This is a genomic window from Bradyrhizobium sp. LTSP857, from assembly GCF_000938285.1.
Taxonomy (GTDB): domain Bacteria; phylum Pseudomonadota; class Alphaproteobacteria; order Rhizobiales; family Xanthobacteraceae; genus Bradyrhizobium.
In genome coordinates this window covers 144,689-160,689 of sequence record NZ_JYMS01000027.1, presented here as the reverse complement: position 1 = coordinate 160,689, position 16,001 = coordinate 144,689, and the positions used below count along the sequence as shown (strand labels likewise).

Here is a 16,001-nt window from a genome sequence, read left to right as displayed (position 1 = left end):
CTTACGCCTTCTTCTTTTTCTCGCGCTCGATGCCTTCGAGGATCAGCTTCTGTGCGTCTTCCGGGCCGCCCCAGCGCAGGATCTTCACCCACTTGCCGGGTTCGAGATCCTTGTAGTGCTCGAAGAAGTGCTGGATCTGCTGGAGCGTGATGTCCGGCAGGTCGGAATACGACTTCACCTTGTCGTAGCGCTGCGTCAGCTTGGACGACGGCACTGCCAGAATCTTCTCGTCGCCACCGGCCTCGTCTTCCATGAACAGCACGCCGACGGGGCGCACGCTCATGACGGCGCCGGGGATGATGGCGCGGGTGTTGACGATCAGGACGTCGCAGGGGTCGCCGTCATCCGACAGCGTGTGCGGGATGAAGCCGTAGTTACCGGGGTAACGCATCGGCGTGTAGAGGAAGCGGTCGACCACCAGGGTGCCGGCCTCCTTGTCCATCTCGTATTTGATCGGTTCGCCGCCCACGGGGACTTCGATGATGACGTTGACGTCGTGGGGTACGTTTTTCCCGATCGAGACCGCATCGATACGCATTGAAAAGGCTCCGTTATTGCCGAGGCTAAATCGCGCCCGGCAGCGATTTTCGCACTGTCATACGCGGGCTTGGCCCGCCTATCCATCGCGTTTTTGTGAAATAATGAATCCCGCGATCACCGGCTCAGACGGCAACGGGATCGACGGAAGGGGAACGCTGCCCGTTAACGTTTCAGCAGCTCAATTGGTCCAGGCGAAGGCAACCTTGTCGAGCGACTTCGGCCCGAACCGCTCCGAGGAGCGCGCCACCATGCGGCCACCGAGCGCCCGGTAGAACTCGGTCGCTGGATCGTTGTCCGAGAGCGCCCACACCACCATGCTCTTCAGATTGCTCTGCATGAGGTCGCGGCGGGCGGCGGTGAACAGGCGGCGACCGAAGCCGAGGCCCTGGAACTCCGGACGCAAATAAAGCTCGTAGATCTCGCCATCGAAGTGCAGGCTGCGGGCACGGTTGCGGCCATAGTTCGCATAGCCCGCGATCTTGTCGCCGAACACCAGCACGCTGACGCGGCTGCCCTTGCGGATCGCGCTGTCCCACCACTGCGGACCGCGGCGGTTGATCAGCTTCTCCAACTCGGCGCCGGGAATGATGCCCTGATAGGCCGAGCGCCATGCTTCGTCATGGGTGGACGCCACCGCAGTTGCGTCTGCAGCTTTGGCCGGCCGGACCTCGATCAGGGTTGTGCTCATGGACGCGATCAAACCAAGTCGCCGCGCCGGCGGCAAGACCTATCGTTAATTATCGGTTAACCTGTGGACTTTCTGCATCAGTATTTTAACCATGTTGTACCGAAAGAAGACAAGCCGCCGCCTTGAACGGCATTGGTGTGCCGTGTGTCGGTGCAAAACTGCTGTGCCGGAACGAATGAACGGCGATGACAGCGCAGAAAGTCCGCCCAGGATGATTCGTTCCGACTAGTCTGGCCTACGCTATTCGTGTTCGCCTCCGGCAATTCATGCGGCTCCTCAACATCCTCGCCCTCCTGCCTCTGCTGTTCCTGCTGACGGCGCCGCCTCTGTGCGCTCAGGTCACGTTTGGGTCATCGGGTGAGGAAGGCGAGCCGTTCCGCCGGCAGCAATGGCGTGTGCCGTCACCGGATACCGATATTGCCGCGCGTGCATTGCTGTTTCGTCCCGTTGGCACAGGTCCGTTTCGGCTCGCGGTGATCGCACATGCCTCGACGCAGAACGGCTTACGTCGTGCGCAAATGCCGCAACCGGAATACCGCGCGCTCGCAGCGTTTCTCGTTGCGCGCGGTTTTGCTGTGCTGGTGCCGGAACGGCTCGGCCATGGCGCGACCGGCGGCCGCTATGTCGAGGACCAGGGCGGCTGCGACGAGGCGGACTACGCGCATTCCGGCCGCGCAACCGCAGAGGAGATTTCGCTCGCGCTCGACTATTTGCTGAAGCAGGATTTCATTCGCAAGGATGCGGCGATCGTGCTCGGCCATTCCGCCGGCGGCTGGGGCGCACTGGCACTTGCGAATGCCGATCCGAAGGTGATCGCCGCGATCATCGCACTCGCACCAGGGCGCGGTGGCCACGCCAACGACGAAGCGAACCGGATCTGTGCGCCGCATACGCTCACTGCGGCCGCAGCCGAATTCGGCAAGGCGGCGCGCATTCCCGTCACATGGCTTGTTGCCAGCAATGACAGCTATTTTGCGCCGCCGTTCTCGCGAAGTTTGGCCGATGGGTTTCGTGGCGGCCGTGGAAAGGTCGATTTTCGCACATTGCCGGCCGTAGGCAGCGAGGGCCATTGGATGGTCGAGACCGAGGCCGGCGTCAGAGCCGCCAGCAACGAGCTTGATCGCGCGCTGACGCCGGTCACGGCGAAGAAACCATGACGCTGTATTTCCTGATCAAGTATCTCCATGTGCTCGGCGCCATCGTCATCCTCGGCACCGGAACCGGTATCGCCTTCTTCATGCTGATGGCGCATCGTACGCAGGATGCGGCGTTCATCGCGCGCACCGCCTCGGTGGTGGTGATCGCGGATGCGATCTTCACGCTCTCGGCCGTGATCCTCCAACCGGTTACGGGCGGCCTGCTGATGATGCTTTCGGCCACTGATATCACCGAGCGCTGGCTGCTCGCCTCGCTCGTGCTCTACGCCATCGCCGGCCTGTTCTGGATCCCTGTCGTCTTCATGCAGATCGAGATGCGCGATCTCGCGCGCAAGGCCGCCGAGCAGCGCGTGGCTCTGCCGGAGCGCTATTTCGTGCTGTATCGCCGCTGGTTCGCGTTCGGCTTCCCTGGCTTCGGCGCGACCATGCTGATCCTCTGGCTGATGATCGCAAAACCGTTGTGAGGGAAGCGATGGACCCGCGAACCATTTTGGTGCTCGGCGCCTCCGGCCTGATCGGCCGCTTCGTCACCGACGATTTGCGCACGCGAGGCTTTCGTGTCGTCGGCGTCGCGCGAAAATTGTCGCCGGCGCAGAGGATGAGCGCGCTCGATATCGAGCTGCCGATCCTCTCCCTCGATGCGGCCGCGATGACGCGCCTTCTGAGCGAACATGCGGTGGACGTCGTCGTGAATTGCCTCGGCGTGCTCCAGGACGGCCCCGGCAGCGATACCAATGCGGTTCATCGCGATTTTGTCGCCCGCTTGCTTCAGGCCATCGCCGGCAGCGGCCGTGCGATCCGGCTGGTGCACATCTCGATCCCCAGGGCCGCTGAGGCCGATCGCACCGCGTTCGCCATGACCAAGCGCGAGGCCGAGCGTCTTATCGCGGCATCCAGCATTCCCCACGCCATCCTGCGGCCCGGCTTCGTGGTCGCGCCCTCAGCCTACGGCGGCAGCGCCATGTTGCGCGCGCTTGCTGCTTTTCCGCTCGACCTGCCGGACAAGGAAATGGCGACGCCGTTTCAGCCCGTCGCGGTCGAGGACATCGCCGCCACCATCGCCTGGCTCGCTGCGCGTGATACCGACGACGGCTCCGTGAAAGCCGTGAGCTGGGACTTGATGCAGTCCGAGCCGGTTACCATGGCCGGTGTCATCAAGCAGTTTCGCTTCGCGTTCGGCACCGCAGGTTGGCCGCGCATCGCGATGCCGACCTTCATGCTCGATCTCGGCGCGCGAATCGGCGATTTCGCCAACTATCTCGGCTGGATGCCGCCGATGCGCACCACCGCGATCGCCGAGCTGCGCCGTGGCGTCACCGGCGATCCCTCGATGTGGATCGCCGCCACCGGCATTGCGCCGAAGACGCTGGCGGAGACGATCGGGCGTCATCCCGCGACCATCCAGGACAAATGGTTCGCACGGTTGTTCCTGATCAAGGCGCTGATCTTCGCGAGCCTGGTCGCGTTCTGGGTCGTCTCCGGCTTCATCGCGCTGTTCGTCTCCTACCGCGCCGCCGCCGGCATCTTGAGCGCGCACGGCTTTCCGGCTGCATTGGTCGATCCCATCACCATCGGCACCAGCCTGGTGGACATGAGCATCGGCGTCCTGATCGCCTTCCGCCGCACCGCTGCGATCGGGCTCGTCGCTGGCATAATTGCCTCGCTCGGCTATATGGCGGGTGCGGCGATCCTGACGCCCGATCTATGGATCGAACCGCTCGGCGCGCTGGTGAAGACCGGGCCAGCGATCGTGCTGATGCTGGTCGCGCTTCTGATGCTGGATAATCGCTGATGCCCAAATGGCCCGATGACGACGTGATCCTGTTCGACGGCGTCTGCATCTTCTGCTCGCGCTGGGTGCGGTTCGTCGCGCAGCGTGACACGGCGAAGCGGTTTCGGTTCACGCCGATTCAATCGGACTATGGAACGAAGCTCGCGCAAACGTTCGGCATCGACCCCGATGATCCCGACACCAATGCGGTGGTTCACGGCGGCGAGGCGTTTATGAAGTCAGACGCTGCGCTGACCGTGTTGTCGAACCTGCCGGGATGGAGTTGGACACGCGTGCTGTTTGCTGTGCCGAAGCCGCTGCGGAATGCGGTGTACAGTCTCATCGCACACAACCGTTATCGCATCTTTGGCAAGTATGACGCGTGCTTCGTGCCGGATGCGGATTTGCGAGCACGCGTGATCGAGTAACTCGATTGCGAGCGTAGCGAAGCAATCCAGAATCTTTTCGCGGTGACGGTCTGGATTGCTTCGCAGCGCTCGCAAAGACGGAGGTTGCGGCTATGGCTTCCCGAGAGTGGCCAGCACTTCCTGCGCGGCCCGCTCGCCGCTATCCCGCGCTCCGTGCGCCGTCGTGAAGAAATTCGGTGACGTTGCTTCACCCGCAAAGAACAGCCGCCCCTCCACCGGCGCGGCCAGCACCGCGCGGTCGCCGGCGTGTCCCGGCAGCGCGTGCGAATAGGAGCCTCTCGCGAAGGGATCGTGGCCCCACCGCGACTCGCACAGCGGCTTCAGCTTGCGTCTGATGTCGTTGCCGAGAAAGCCCGCAATTTCGTCGATGCTTTGCGCGGCGATCGCGCCCTCGCCCGCGTCTTCCAGCTCGCGCGCGAAGGTGCCGCCAAAAAAGCCTTCGATGCAGGGCTGGCCGAACGGGCGGATGTGGTAGGTGCCCATCTCGGTGCGCATGGTGGCGCCGCGCAGATTGCCTTCCTTCGGGAAGGCTTCGGCACCGTCGAGCGCCAGCGTCACCTTGTCGTCGACGCCGAGCGGCAGGCCGGCTGCCGCATCGACCTTCGCCGGCAACGCTGGTGAGAAGCGGATCGCTTCATCGGCGATCAGATTGGTCGGCACGGTGACGATCACCTTGTCGGCGGTCAGCGTGCCCTGCGATGTCTCGAGACGGATGCGTTGGCCGGAATGGTCGACCAGCGTCACGTTGCAGTTCAAGGCCACTGGACAGTCTTCGCCATAGGCAGCGACCAGCGCGCCATAGCCGCGGCGGATGCGCCAGTTGGCGTTGGTGTCCTCGTAAGCGTCCCAGTCGAGCGTCGACATGTCCTTGAGTTCGCAGCCGTTGATGTAGGTCGAGACGGCGTCGATCATGGGATTCCAGCGATTGCCGGGCTCGAGGCTGCGGCTCGCGGGTTCGTCCTTGCCCTTCTGCGCGGCCTCCCAAAGACGCTCGTAGAACGCGTCCATCGCGCGCATGAAATCGTCGCGCTCGCTTTGCGGAAACGCGGTGCCGAAGGCGCGCTCGCGCCAGGGCGGCAAATCCTTGTTGACCTCGAAATCGAGCTGTCTGGCGATCGTGACGAAGGAGTTCTTGTCGGCCGAGTGCAGCCAGCCGCAGCCGACGTCGAAGGTGACCTCAGGCGAGGCCTGCACGGTCCAGGCGCGGCCGCCGAGGCGATTGCGTGCCTCCAGCACGATCACGGAGAGGCCGGAGCCGGACAGCGTGTGGGCTGCGCCGAGGCCGGCTGCACCGGCGCCGATGATCGCAACATCGACGGAGGAGGGAAGGGAACTCATCTGCGGGATCTAGCACGTTCGCTGAGCGTGCTGAAGCGGCCGCAAGCATAGCCGTCATCACCCGCCTTATGCGCAACTGCGCACCGGAGCGGGTGATCCGACTTCGTAGGGTGGGCAAAGGCGCTCTTGCGCCGTGCCCACCGTTGCTGACCGGGATCTCAAGTGGTGGGCACGCTGCGCTTTGCCCACCCTACGGCACTACGGCGTGGACCGAGTTACGCCACCGCTTCCTTGGATTTTTCGGCGCGCTTGCGCTCGTTGGCGTCGAGGTGCCGCTTGCGCAGACGGATCGACTTCGGCGTGATCTCGACCAACTCGTCGTCCTCGATATAGGCCAGCGCCTTTTCCAGGGTCATCCGGATCGGCGGCGTCAGGCGCACCGCTTCGTCCTTCGAGGTGGTTCGGATGTTGGTGAGCTGCTTGCCCTTGAGAATGTTGATCTCGAGGTCGTTCTCGCGGGTATGCTCGCCAACGATCATGCCCTTGTAGACCTTCCAGCCCGGCTCGATCATCATCGGACCGCGATCTTCCAGCTTGAACATGGCGTAAGCCACCGCTTCGCCCTGGTCATTGGAGATAAGCACGCCGTTGCGGCGGCCCTGGATCTCGCCCTTGTAGGGCGCGTAGCCGTGGAACAGACGGTTCATGATCGCGGTGCCGCGGGTGTCGGTGAGCAGTTCGCCCTGATAGCCGATCAGGCCGCGGGTCGGCGCGTAGAACACCAGGCGCAGGCGGTTGCCGCCGGACGGCTTCATCTCGACCAGCTCGGACTTGCGCTCGCTCATCTTCTGCACGACGACGCCGGAATGCTCCTCGTCGACGTCGATCACGACTTCTTCAATCGGCTCCAGGGTGGCGCCGGTGGCCTCGTCCTTCTGCAGCACGACGCGCGGACGCGACACCGAAAGCTCGAAGCCCTCGCGGCGCATGGTCTCGATCAGGATCGCGAGCTGCAATTCGCCGCGGCCCGAGACTTCCATCGCGTCCTTGTCGGAGGCTTCGACGACGCGCAGCGCGACGTTGCCTTCGGACTCGCGCAGCAGGCGGTCGCGGATCATGCGGCTGGTCACCTTGTCGCCTTCGGTGCCGGCGAGCGGCGAGTTGTTGACGATGAAGGACATCGACACGGTCGGCGGGTCGATCGGCTGCGCCACGAGCGGGATCTCGACCGACGGATCGCAGAAGGTGTCGGCGACGGTGCCCTTGGTCAGGCCCGCGATCGCGACGATATCGCCTGCGTCGGCTTCTTCGAGCGGGGTGCGCTCGATACCGCGGAAGGCGAGGATCTTGGTAATGCGGCCCTGCTCGATCATCTTGCCGTCGGCGCCCAAGACCTTCACGGCCTGGTTCGGCTTGATGGAGCCTGAGGTGATGCGGCCGGTGATGATGCGGCCGAGATAGGGGTTGGCTTCGAGAATGGTGCCGATCATGCGGAACGGGCCTTCCTCGACGGTCGGCGGCGCGACATGGCGCACGATCAAGTCGAACAGCGGCTGCATGCCAGCTTCGTGCGACCCATCCGGGCTCTCGGCCATCCAGCCTTGCTTGGCCGACCCGTAGAGGATCGGGAAGTCGAGCTGTTCCTCGCTGGCGTCGAGCGCCGCGAACAGGTCGAACACCTCGTTGATGACTTCGGTCGCTCGCGCGTCGGGACGGTCAACCTTGTTGATGACGACGATCGGCTTCAGACCGACCTTGAGCGCCTTGGAGACCACGAATTTGGTCTGCGGCAGCGGGCCTTCGGCGGCGTCCACCAGCACCAGCGCACCGTCCACCATGTTGAGGATGCGCTCGACCTCACCGCCGAAATCGGCGTGGCCGGGGGTGTCGACGATGTTGATGCGCGTGTCCTTCCACTGCACCGAGGCCGCCTTGGCCAGGATGGTGATGCCGCGCTCGCGCTCCAGATCGTTGGAGTCCATGGCGCGCTCGGTCACCTTCTGGTTCTCGCGATAGGTGCCGGATTGCTGGAGGAGGCGGTCGACGAGCGTGGTCTTGCCGTGGTCGACGTGGGCGATGATGGCGATGTTGCGAAGGTTCATGAGTGAGCTTCTTTGCGGTCAGACAATGGGTTAAGCGCGATCTCGCCGGTCAAGCCGGGACCTCTTCTCGGACAACGCTGGAAACGTGGAAAACGGGGGCCTATTACGCCCAAAAAGGAAGCCCGGCCAGCTCGACCGGGCATCCTGCGCGTTTGCAGCGCAATATAGGCAAAAAACGCCAAAAAACAATGCGTTCTTTCGGGATTGGTTGACTGAATTTTGTCCGGGAATCCCCGGGGCTTACGGAGGGTCCCGGGCCTTTTCTGGCCCATGGCCCACAAATGGCCGCCCAATCAGCCCGCCGGTCAGCCCTGGGCCGAGCTGCGACCCGCCTCCTCGGTCGGGTAGACCCCGCGCAGCACCTCCTCGAAATGCATCTTCACGGCGTCGTTGCAGAGGCAGGCGCGCAGGCGCAGGCCGTCGCGGTTGCGGACCAGGATCGACCCTCGTCGCGTGTCGAGCACGCCTTCCGCCTTGAACGACTGGAGCACGCGGCTCGCATAGCTGCGGCCGACGCCGAGCAATGTCGCAAGCTGCTCATGCGTCAGCGGCACGCTGTTCTCGTCGCCCGTCCGCTCCATCGCCGCCAAGATCCATTTGGCCGTGCGCTGCTCGATCGAGTGGATGGCGTTGCAGGCGGTCGATTGGAAGATTTGCGCCAGCATACAGTCCGCGTAGCGGGCGAAGACATGGCGCAACGACGTCGAGCGCAGCTTGGCGGCTTCCAGCTTGCCGACGTGGATGCGCGCAAATGGGCCGCCGAATTTGACGACGATGCGGGTGTAGGCCGGCAAGTATCCTTCGCTGACGATGCCGCCCACGGCACCTTCGCGACCGACCAGGATGGTCTCGACGTCGCGTCCGTCCTCGTTGGGAACGAGAAACGTCGCAAGCGCCGGTCCACAGGGGAAGTGGACGACCTGGACATCGTCTCCGGGATTATAAAGCAGCTCGTTCGCGTCAGCGTCATCGACGGTGATGTGCGGCGCGAGCAGCGCGTAGTCCGCCTGGTTCAGGCGCCGCAGCAGGTTGTTCGTCGGCCGGGTGTTGACCTCGGTTGCCTTGGCGGTGCGCGCGTCCATGGTGAGCTCCCATCCTCCTCTCACATTAGCGAGTTCCGTCCGATCCCTGTGTGCACAAGTGGACAGACCAGAGAACGGCGATGTGGTGGGTTTCGTTCCGGGAACCCTCCGATGCGCTGGGCACAGGCATCGTGTCGCGGCAGTCCTGATCCGAGAAACCTCATGTTCCAAGATGCGATGATGGCACCCGCTCTTTCCGACGGCTCAGACTGTCCTGCCGATGTCCTGATCGTCGAGGACGATCCGATCATCGCGATCGATTTCGAGGACCGCCTGCTCGGGTTTGGCGTGACGAGTGTGCGCACCGTGGGGTCGGTCGCGCAGGCGCTGGAGGCGATCACGAAGCGTGCGCCCGATTTCGCGCTGCTCGACGTCGAGCTGATCCGCGAGAAGAGCTTTGCGATCGCCGACCGTCTCGTCGTTCTGAAGATTCCGTTTGTGTTCGTGACCGGTTACGGCGCGGAGACGAGCATTCCGCCGCAATTCGCAGCGCGACCGCGCCTGCAAAAGCCTTGCTCCAGCGATGCGCTGGAGGCGGCGTTGCGGGCGCGCGGCAGCTGACGGCGCGCCGTCGCCGTCGTCCTCAGGCGAATTTCGGATCGAGCGTGGTCGACCACAGCGCAACATCGGCGCGGTCGCGTAGCGTCACAATCATCTGGCCGGAGGCTCCGTCGATCTTGACGTGACCGAAGAATTGCATGCCGGCCGATGGCGGCAGGTTCTGGTTGTCTTTGCCCGGCGCCTTGATGAAGCGCACGTCCGGCCCAAAAGTGTTGTCGAGATCGTTCGGACCGAACGTGCCGGCGTGCAGCGGGCCTGAGACGAACTCCCAGAACGGATCAAAATCCTGGAACTGCGCCTTGTTCGGATCGTAATAATGCGCGGCGGTGTAGTGCACGTCAGCCGTCAGCCACACCGTGTTGCGGATCGGCGCCATCTTGATGAAGCGCAGGATGTCGGCGATCTCGAATTCGCGGCCGCGCACCGGCCCGTCTCCTTGTGCGAAAGCCTCTGAGCCGCCCTGCGGCGTATCCGGCACAACGAGGCTGAGCGGCATGTCGGAGGCGATCACCTTCCAGGTCGCGCGCGAGTTGAGCAGGCCACGCTTGAGCCACGCCATTTGATCCGGCCCGAGGAAGTAGCTGGCCGGGCCGTATTCCGTCTCGAGATTGGCGCCGTTCGGGCCGCGATAGCTGCGCTCGTCGAGCACGAATACGTCGAGATGCGGGCCGTAGGAGATCTGGCGATAGACCCGGCCCGGTTCGACGATGCTCTCGCGCATCGGATACATCTCGTGGAAGGCCCGGCCCGCGCGGGCCGCGAGCAGCGAGACGTCGCGCACCTTGTAGGTCGCCGGCAGGTCCTTCGACAGCGACCAGTTGTTGGTTACCTCGTGATCGTCCCACTGCACGAAGATCGGCACCTCGGCATTGAAGGCGCGGACATTGTCGTCGGTGAAATTGTATTTGTGCGCGGCGCGATATTCGTCGAGCGTCTCGGCGACCTTGGCCTTCTCGGGAATGGTGACGTTCTTCCAGACCTTGCCGTCGGGGAGCTTCACCTCGGACGCAATCGTGCCGTCGGCATAGATGGTGTCGCCGGAATGCAGCAGGAAATCCGGACGGTGCTTGCGCATCGCCGAGAAGGCGACCATGCCGCCGTCGTCGGGATTGATGCCCCAGCCTTGGCCGGCGACATCGCCGCCCCAGACGAAGCTGACGTCGCGGCGGTCGGCCGGCGCGGTGCGGAAGCGGCCGACCACCGGCTCGCCTTCGACCGCAGTGTGGGAGAGATCGCGGAAGCGGACGCGGTAGAAGATGTCCTGTCCGCTGGGAAGATTCTCGATCAGCATCTTCGCGGTGAAGTCGCTCTCGGGGAGCGCTGCGATCGGCGGCAGCGCGCGGGCGTCCTTGAAGGATTCCGTCGTCGCCACCTCGACCAGCATCTGCGCGGGCCGATCCGCACGCGCCCAGACCACGCCGCCATCGACGGTGACGTCGCCGGACTGTACGCCATGGGTCACCGCCGGCCGGTCGGCCGCGCGCGACAGATGAGGCATCGCGATCGCGCCCAGCGCGCCGGCGCTGGTGGTGAGAAAACGGCGGCGGGAGAATTTGATCTTCATGGAGACAGCCTCGATCTCGCGTGAAACGGCCCGCCCGGGAGGCCGCCACGATGGAGTCCGAAGCTATATTGAGACAATGTGACGCAGCGATAACGCGCGCAAGCGTTTACGCGTTGCTGGCGGCCCGGAATTGCGCGCCGGCGCGTTGCAAATTCTGCGGCATGCTGAACAGCACGGCCTTGCGATCGGCAACCGCAGTATGGAACTGGTCGAGCACGATGTTGAAGGCGGTCAGCGCGCCTTCCTCGATGGCACCGTGATCATAGCAGCGCAGCGTGTCGCGCAGGATCTCGTCGGCCTCGGCCTGCATCTGGTCGAGCTCCTCGGTCGTCTCGCTCTTGCGTGCCGTCGCGATCATGTCGAGCAGGCGTTCGCGCAGATGGCTGTTGTTGTCGCGCTCGTCCTTCTTGAGATAGCCCGCAAACCACGCGCCGATCGAGCCCGTGGCCGAGAGCGCCATCAGGGTCCACCAGATGTAATCGCTGTATTTGTCGAGGAAGGTCTTTTCCTCGCCGTCGACGAAGGCGGCGGCACCGGGATGCACGGGGATCACGGCATCCTTGTCGGTGTCGGGCGTTTCGATCTTCGCGGCCATCGGGAATTCCGCCACCAATTGCTGGCGTACGGCGAAGAGCTGCCGCGTGAACGCCGCGACGGTGGTATCCGACAGGCCTTTGCGGGCCACGATGTGGTGCGAGAAGCTGATCGTCTTGACCTCGTCCTCGGGACGATCGGGCGAGCCGCCGTAGGTGCCCGCGGGAATCTCGGACGCTTCATAGACCGGATGGTTCTGTGCGATCGCATCCGCGGAATCGATGGCGAGGAAGGACGGCGTGCCGCCGTCCTTGGCGGAGGCGGCGATCGCATCCGAAGTGATCTTGCTGTTGACGGGGCCTGCCGCGAGATAGGCGTCGACCTTCTGGGTGCGGATCGCCTCGGCCACCTCGCTTGCCGGGAATTGCACGATCTCGACCTTCGCGGGATCGACGCCGTATTGCTGGAGGATCACCTTGAGCAAATTGACGTTGGCCGGCGTGCGGCCGACCACGCCGACGCGATGGCCGGCGAGCTGCGCGATCTTGGTGATCTTGGCGCCCTTCTTCTTGCCCTTGCCGGGCACGCTCCACAGCACCACGACGTTCTTGCGCAGCGTCGCAACCGCTTGCGCGTTCTTGGGCACGTCGAGGTCGCCGCGCACGATGGCGAGATCGGCCTTGCCCTCGGCGAGCAGATCGGCGCTGGCGGTGGCGCCGTCGGTCTGGATCGGACGCAGCCGCACATAGCCTTTGCTCTGCGCAAAGGCTTGCGTCAGCGCCTGCACCACTTTGATGTCATCGCTGTTGGCCGGACCGACCGCGACCTTCAGTGTCACCGGTCGCATTGCGAAATAATAGCCGCCGACAAGCGCACCGATGATTGCAAGGACGAGCGCCAGAGACACGAGCGCGGTCTTCCGCGCCGCGGATCGCGGCGAAGGCGGAGAGGGCGTTTCGGCCAGGTCCAATCCCCCGGTCATCGATCTCCCAAACAGGCGCTTCAGGCTCAGTTTCATCTTGGCCGGCGATTTACGCCCGCAAGTGTAGCAAATTTCTTGTCGCGCGGGGTTACATCTCCGTCATGGTTAGCGGATCGACGAAATCCCGTATGAACCCGGGCGTCAGCACGGTGTTAGGGTAAAGTTCCCCTGAAGGACGGAGACGATCATGGCAGAGCGGTTATCGGCGGACGCGCGCAAGCAGGCGCTGGGCGGTATCCTGGGCTGGACCGAGGTGCCGGGCAGGGAGGCCATCGGGAAGACCTTCGTCTTCAAGGATTTCAACGAGGCTTTCGGCTTCATGACCCGCGCGGCGCTGGTCGCCGAAAAGATGGATCACCACCCCGAATGGCGCAACGTCTACAAGACGGTGGAGGTGGTGCTGGCAACCCATGACGCCGGTGGAGTCACGGGGCTCGATATCGAACTCGCCAGGACGATGAACGCCATTGCCAAGCTGACGCAGGGCTGACGTCTTGCAGGGACCACCAGCATCCCCATCTTGTGATCGTCATCGGATGCGGCGATCGGCCGCGCCGGGCGGAACGGGAGTTTTCGAATATGGCTGCCGAACACAGCGTCGGCTTCGAGCCGGCCGATCGGCTCGCGGAAGATCGTGAAAGCGTGCGCCGCCGCTTCTGGCGCAAGCTGAAGCGCGTCGCCGCGCATCTGCCGTTCGCGGAAGATCTGCTCGCCGCCTATTACTGTGCGTTCGACCGGCAGACGCCGCGCCATGTCCAGGCGTCGCTGCTCGGCGCCATCGCCTATTTCATCCTGCCGTTCGACTTCATCCCCGACATGATGCCGATCCTCGGCTTCACCGATGACGCCGCCGTGCTCGCCACCGCCCTTCGCATGGTCGCCAGCCACATCACGACAGAGCATCGCGAAGCCGCCCGCACCGTGCTGAAGCGCGGGGTGGATGGGGCGGAGCAATAGCGGGGCCTCATATTCCGCTGTCATTCCCCGCCACCGGGTCTCGCCTTCGGCGAGCCCGATGACAGGCTCCGGCGGGGAATCCAGTACGCCGCGGCTTCTCGATTCAATAACGGGCGTCACGGAGTACTGGATCGCCCGGTCAAGCCGGGCGACGACAGCGAGCGTGTGGTCGCCCGCTACTTCTTCTCCGCCCGTGCCTTGTCCGCATCCCACGCCTGGAATTGCCTGAACAGCGTCTCCCTGTCGGCGTCGGAAACTTTTCCGGCCGTGGGACTCTGCTTCAGGAACGCCTCGAAGCGTTGCTGCGTCACCGGCTCGACGCCGTGCCGGTCGAGCCATTGCTGCGCCACCGGCAATCTGCTCCAGCCCGCCAGAGGTGCCGCCAGCGAAACCTCCTTCCATTTCGGATGGAAGGGCGGGTTCTGAAGTGCCGGGAATTTGGTGAAGAACGCGTCCACGAACAGCGCAAGCTTGCGGTAGCGCTCGGTGTTGGGCGCCCAATTATACGCCGCGAGCACCGCCGGCACCGCGATGGTGTCCACGCTCTCGCCGTCCTTGATCAGGTTCGGATAGTCCTTGGCGGTCAGCGTCGCCGGCAGATAGTCGCTCTGGAGCGGCTTTGCATAATCCACGCGGGCGAGGTGGAAGCGGCCGTCATTGCCGAAGGTCGAGACCGATTTGTAAGGTTTGCCGCCGACCACGATCACGGCGTCGATCTCGCCGGCCTTCAGCTTCTCCATTGCGATGCGCTGCTCGACATAGACGAATTTCGCCTTGATCCCGAGCCGTTCGAACACGGTGAGCGCGGTGACGAAGGTGCCGCCGTTGGGCAGGTCGACGCTCACCGTCTTGCCTTCGAGGTCTTTCAGCGTCGCGACCGATTTCGGTGCGATCACCTGCATCTCTTCGTTGTAGAGCTTGGTCACGTAGGTGAATTGCCGCTTGATGTCGTTGGCGAAGCCTTTTCGTTCGAGATAGTCGAGCGTGTCGGCCCGCACGATTCCGAGATCGACGCCTTGCAAAAACAGGATGTCGGCAACGCTCTGCACCGAGCCGCGGCCGACGATCGGCAGCACGCGGATCTTGTTGCCGTCGTCGAGCACGGAAGCGAGGTCGGCGCCGAATTGCACATAGGTGCCGCCGATCGTGCCGGTCATCAGCGTGACGGTGTTGGCGTTCAGCGCCTGCTTGGTCGAGGTCGAGCCGAATTGGAAGATGGCCTTCAGGCTGTCCGAGACCTTGGCCGGATCATATTCGGTCTGCTCGGCGCGTGCCGCGAAGGCACAGATGGTCATGATGGCGGCAAGCGCCATTCTCAAAGCGTTACGCATGATGTCCCCTGATAAGTTCTAGTTCGAGAGCTGAGCGAGGCGCTGCTGCGCGTCTGCGGATCCGAGGGCTGCGGCTCTCTGGTACCAGTCGCGTGCCGCGGTCGCGTCGGCGTTGACGCTTCGCGAATCCCTGGTGCGGAGCACTGCCGGATCATAGGTCTGGGCCAGCAAAAGTGTTGCCGTTGCATCTTGCGCATTGGCCGCGCGTTCGAGCAGCAGGCGCGCGGCGGCGATATCGCCAACGCCGATCAGGCTCTTCGCGCGCGTCATCAGTCCTGCCAGCGTGTCGGCGTCTAGCGCTCTCGCAGGCTGAGGCGGTGCAGGTTGAGGCGGCGCAGGCTGCACGGCGACGGGCACGGGCGCGGTCACAGGCGCCTGGGCTTGCAGCGCAATCTGGTAGGCGGTCGCGATCGCTTCGCGGCTTGGCGTCGACGGTGCTGGAAGGTCCTGCGCGTCGGCGCTCGCCAGCCTCGTGTTGGTCACGCGGGCCGGGTCCTTGATCGGAGCCTGCCGTGCAATTGGTGCGCTCGGCGGAGCCACAGGCTGATCAGCAGCTGTGCTCGTCGCGCCACCGGCATTGGCGGTGACGAGGCTGCGAAGATCGGGCTGAAATAGCCCGACCAGGATTGCCATGGTGGATATCGCCAGAACGCCGGCGAGAATGCGTGGGACCAGTCGGGACCCCAGGCGCAACTCCCGCGGCGCATATTCCCGCGGGTCGGGCGCGCCGAGCGGATCGGACAGGAAGAGTGGAACTGGATCGTCGTGCGAAAGACCGGCACGCTCGGCGTGCGCACGGATGTAAGACGCGGTGGACGGATGTGATGCAGATCGATCGGAGTCGAACGCCCTCGACTCCCTGGACGGACGGTACGCCGTCGTCTCCATGGTGATGCTCCCCATTACTGACGCAACGCGAGGGCCTTCCAGGCTTCAGTCTTGTTGTTGTTGTCCAGGAGCGCCCCGCAAAATGGAACCGGTAAATCGCAATTTGAATCAGCCCAAAAAACGACGGCGGTTGGCGCG

General features: G+C 64.0%; 16 protein-coding genes. 7 read left to right on the top strand and 9 right to left on the bottom strand.

The annotated features are described in order from the left end of the window. Position 1: 1 nt before the first annotated feature. Both ppa and UP06_RS18195 read right to left on the bottom strand, forming a co-directional pair. Complete coding sequence (gene ppa, locus UP06_RS18200; protein ID WP_045004506.1) at positions 2–538, bottom strand: inorganic diphosphatase; 537 nt, start codon at positions 536–538, stop codon at positions 2–4. A 180-nt stretch (positions 539–718) separates the two neighbouring features. Further along, positions 719–1,228: a GNAT family N-acetyltransferase gene (locus UP06_RS18195; RefSeq protein WP_027533231.1), complete on the bottom strand. Its 510-nt coding sequence runs from the start codon at positions 1,226–1,228 to the stop codon at positions 719–721. 266 nt (positions 1,229–1,494) lie between these two features. Between UP06_RS18195 and UP06_RS18190 the strand changes: the two genes are divergently transcribed. Genes UP06_RS18190 through UP06_RS18175 form a run of 4 tightly spaced genes read left to right on the top strand, consistent with a single transcriptional unit; the run spans position 1,495 to position 4,584 of the window. After that, the gene (locus UP06_RS18190) at positions 1,495–2,385 is read left to right on the top strand and encodes an alpha/beta hydrolase family protein (protein ID WP_045004505.1); all 891 of its coding nucleotides are present in this window, start codon (positions 1,495–1,497) and stop codon (positions 2,383–2,385) included. Then, entirely contained in the window at positions 2,382–2,849 is a 468-nt protein-coding gene (locus UP06_RS18185) for a DUF2269 family protein (protein WP_045004504.1), read from the top strand. The genes UP06_RS18190 and UP06_RS18185 overlap by 4 nt, the downstream gene beginning before the upstream one ends. Before the next feature lie 8 nt (positions 2,850–2,857). Next, the gene (locus UP06_RS18180; RefSeq protein ID WP_045004502.1) at positions 2,858–4,177 is read left to right on the top strand and encodes an SDR family oxidoreductase; all 1,320 of its coding nucleotides are present in this window, start codon (positions 2,858–2,860) and stop codon (positions 4,175–4,177) included. Beyond that, the gene (locus UP06_RS18175; RefSeq protein WP_045004501.1) at positions 4,177–4,584 is read left to right on the top strand and encodes a thiol-disulfide oxidoreductase DCC family protein; all 408 of its coding nucleotides are present in this window, start codon (positions 4,177–4,179) and stop codon (positions 4,582–4,584) included. Before UP06_RS18180 ends, UP06_RS18175 begins: the two co-directional genes overlap by 1 nt. A gap of 90 nt (positions 4,585–4,674) precedes the next feature. On the opposite strand, the gene UP06_RS18170 is transcribed toward UP06_RS18175, so the two are convergent. From UP06_RS18170 to UP06_RS18160, 3 genes are all read right to left on the bottom strand, one after another. Continuing rightward, positions 4,675–5,922: a flavin monoamine oxidase family protein gene (locus tag UP06_RS18170; protein ID WP_045004500.1), complete on the bottom strand. Its 1,248-nt coding sequence runs from the start codon at positions 5,920–5,922 to the stop codon at positions 4,675–4,677. 215 nt (positions 5,923–6,137) lie between these two features. After that, a complete protein-coding gene (gene typA, locus UP06_RS18165) occupies positions 6,138–7,964 on the bottom strand; it encodes a translational GTPase TypA (protein WP_045004499.1) in 1,827 nt (608 codons plus the stop codon). Positions 7,965–8,269: 305 nt separating this feature from the next. Further along, entirely contained in the window at positions 8,270–9,046 is a 777-nt protein-coding gene (locus UP06_RS18160) for a Crp/Fnr family transcriptional regulator (protein ID WP_045004497.1), read from the bottom strand. Positions 9,047–9,208: 162 nt separating this feature from the next. Here UP06_RS18160 and UP06_RS18155 point away from each other — a divergent pair, with 162 nt between their 5' ends. Further along, a complete protein-coding gene (locus UP06_RS18155) occupies positions 9,209–9,607 on the top strand; it encodes a response regulator (RefSeq protein ID WP_045004495.1) in 399 nt (132 codons plus the stop codon). Positions 9,608–9,629: 22 nt separating this feature from the next. Here the strand turns inward: UP06_RS18155 and UP06_RS18150 are convergent, their stop codons facing one another. Beyond that, complete coding sequence (locus UP06_RS18150) at positions 9,630–11,171, bottom strand: alkaline phosphatase D family protein (RefSeq protein WP_045004494.1); 1,542 nt, start codon at positions 11,169–11,171, stop codon at positions 9,630–9,632. Between the two features lie 106 nt (positions 11,172–11,277). Then, complete coding sequence (locus tag UP06_RS18145; protein WP_045004492.1) at positions 11,278–12,723, bottom strand: TAXI family TRAP transporter solute-binding subunit; 1,446 nt, start codon at positions 12,721–12,723, stop codon at positions 11,278–11,280. A gap of 151 nt (positions 12,724–12,874) precedes the next feature. Between UP06_RS18145 and UP06_RS18140 the strand changes: the two genes are divergently transcribed. Together UP06_RS18140 and UP06_RS18135 are read left to right on the top strand one after the other, a co-directional pair. Next, positions 12,875–13,177, top strand: coding sequence for a 4a-hydroxytetrahydrobiopterin dehydratase (locus UP06_RS18140; protein ID WP_045004490.1), 303 nt, complete (start codon positions 12,875–12,877; stop codon positions 13,175–13,177). Positions 13,178–13,266: 89 nt separating this feature from the next. Further along, entirely contained in the window at positions 13,267–13,644 is a 378-nt protein-coding gene (locus tag UP06_RS18135; protein ID WP_045004995.1) for a YkvA family protein, read from the top strand. A 176-nt stretch (positions 13,645–13,820) separates the two neighbouring features. On the opposite strand, the gene UP06_RS18130 is transcribed toward UP06_RS18135, so the two are convergent. Continuing rightward, the gene (locus UP06_RS18130; protein ID WP_045004488.1) at positions 13,821–14,975 is read right to left on the bottom strand and encodes a TAXI family TRAP transporter solute-binding subunit; all 1,155 of its coding nucleotides are present in this window, start codon (positions 14,973–14,975) and stop codon (positions 13,821–13,823) included. An 18-nt stretch (positions 14,976–14,993) separates the two neighbouring features. After that, on the bottom strand, positions 14,994–15,863 hold the full coding sequence (locus UP06_RS18125; protein WP_045004485.1) for an SEL1-like repeat protein: 870 nt from the start codon (positions 15,861–15,863) through the stop codon (positions 14,994–14,996). Positions 15,864–16,001 lie beyond the last annotated feature (138 nt).

What these genes read in the sequence shown, in the direction of transcription:
- ppa (WP_045004506.1), bottom strand. Translation starts at nt 538, where the DNA reads ATGCGTATCGATGCGGTCTCGATCGGGAAAAACGTACCCCACGACGTC.
- UP06_RS18195 (WP_027533231.1), bottom strand. Translation starts at nt 1,228, where the DNA reads ATGAGCACAACCCTGATCGAGGTCCGGCCGGCCAAAGCTGCAGACGCA.
- UP06_RS18190 (WP_045004505.1), top strand. Translation starts at nt 1,495, where the DNA reads ATGCGGCTCCTCAACATCCTCGCCCTCCTGCCTCTGCTGTTCCTGCTG.
- UP06_RS18185 (WP_045004504.1), top strand. Translation starts at nt 2,382, where the DNA reads ATGACGCTGTATTTCCTGATCAAGTATCTCCATGTGCTCGGCGCCATC.
- UP06_RS18180 (WP_045004502.1), top strand. Translation starts at nt 2,858, where the DNA reads ATGGACCCGCGAACCATTTTGGTGCTCGGCGCCTCCGGCCTGATCGGC.
- UP06_RS18175 (WP_045004501.1), top strand. Translation starts at nt 4,177, where the DNA reads ATGCCCAAATGGCCCGATGACGACGTGATCCTGTTCGACGGCGTCTGC.
- UP06_RS18170 (WP_045004500.1), bottom strand. Translation starts at nt 5,922, where the DNA reads ATGAGTTCCCTTCCCTCCTCCGTCGATGTTGCGATCATCGGCGCCGGT.
- typA (WP_045004499.1), bottom strand. Translation starts at nt 7,964, where the DNA reads ATGAACCTTCGCAACATCGCCATCATCGCCCACGTCGACCACGGCAAG.
- UP06_RS18160 (WP_045004497.1), bottom strand. Translation starts at nt 9,046, where the DNA reads ATGGACGCGCGCACCGCCAAGGCAACCGAGGTCAACACCCGGCCGACG.
- UP06_RS18155 (WP_045004495.1), top strand. Translation starts at nt 9,209, where the DNA reads ATGTTCCAAGATGCGATGATGGCACCCGCTCTTTCCGACGGCTCAGAC.
- UP06_RS18150 (WP_045004494.1), bottom strand. Translation starts at nt 11,171, where the DNA reads ATGAAGATCAAATTCTCCCGCCGCCGTTTTCTCACCACCAGCGCCGGC.
- UP06_RS18145 (WP_045004492.1), bottom strand. Translation starts at nt 12,723, where the DNA reads ATGAAACTGAGCCTGAAGCGCCTGTTTGGGAGATCGATGACCGGGGGA.
- UP06_RS18140 (WP_045004490.1), top strand. Translation starts at nt 12,875, where the DNA reads ATGGCAGAGCGGTTATCGGCGGACGCGCGCAAGCAGGCGCTGGGCGGT.
- UP06_RS18135 (WP_045004995.1), top strand. Translation starts at nt 13,267, where the DNA reads ATGGCTGCCGAACACAGCGTCGGCTTCGAGCCGGCCGATCGGCTCGCG.
- UP06_RS18130 (WP_045004488.1), bottom strand. Translation starts at nt 14,975, where the DNA reads ATGCGTAACGCTTTGAGAATGGCGCTTGCCGCCATCATGACCATCTGT.
- UP06_RS18125 (WP_045004485.1), bottom strand. Translation starts at nt 15,863, where the DNA reads ATGGAGACGACGGCGTACCGTCCGTCCAGGGAGTCGAGGGCGTTCGAC.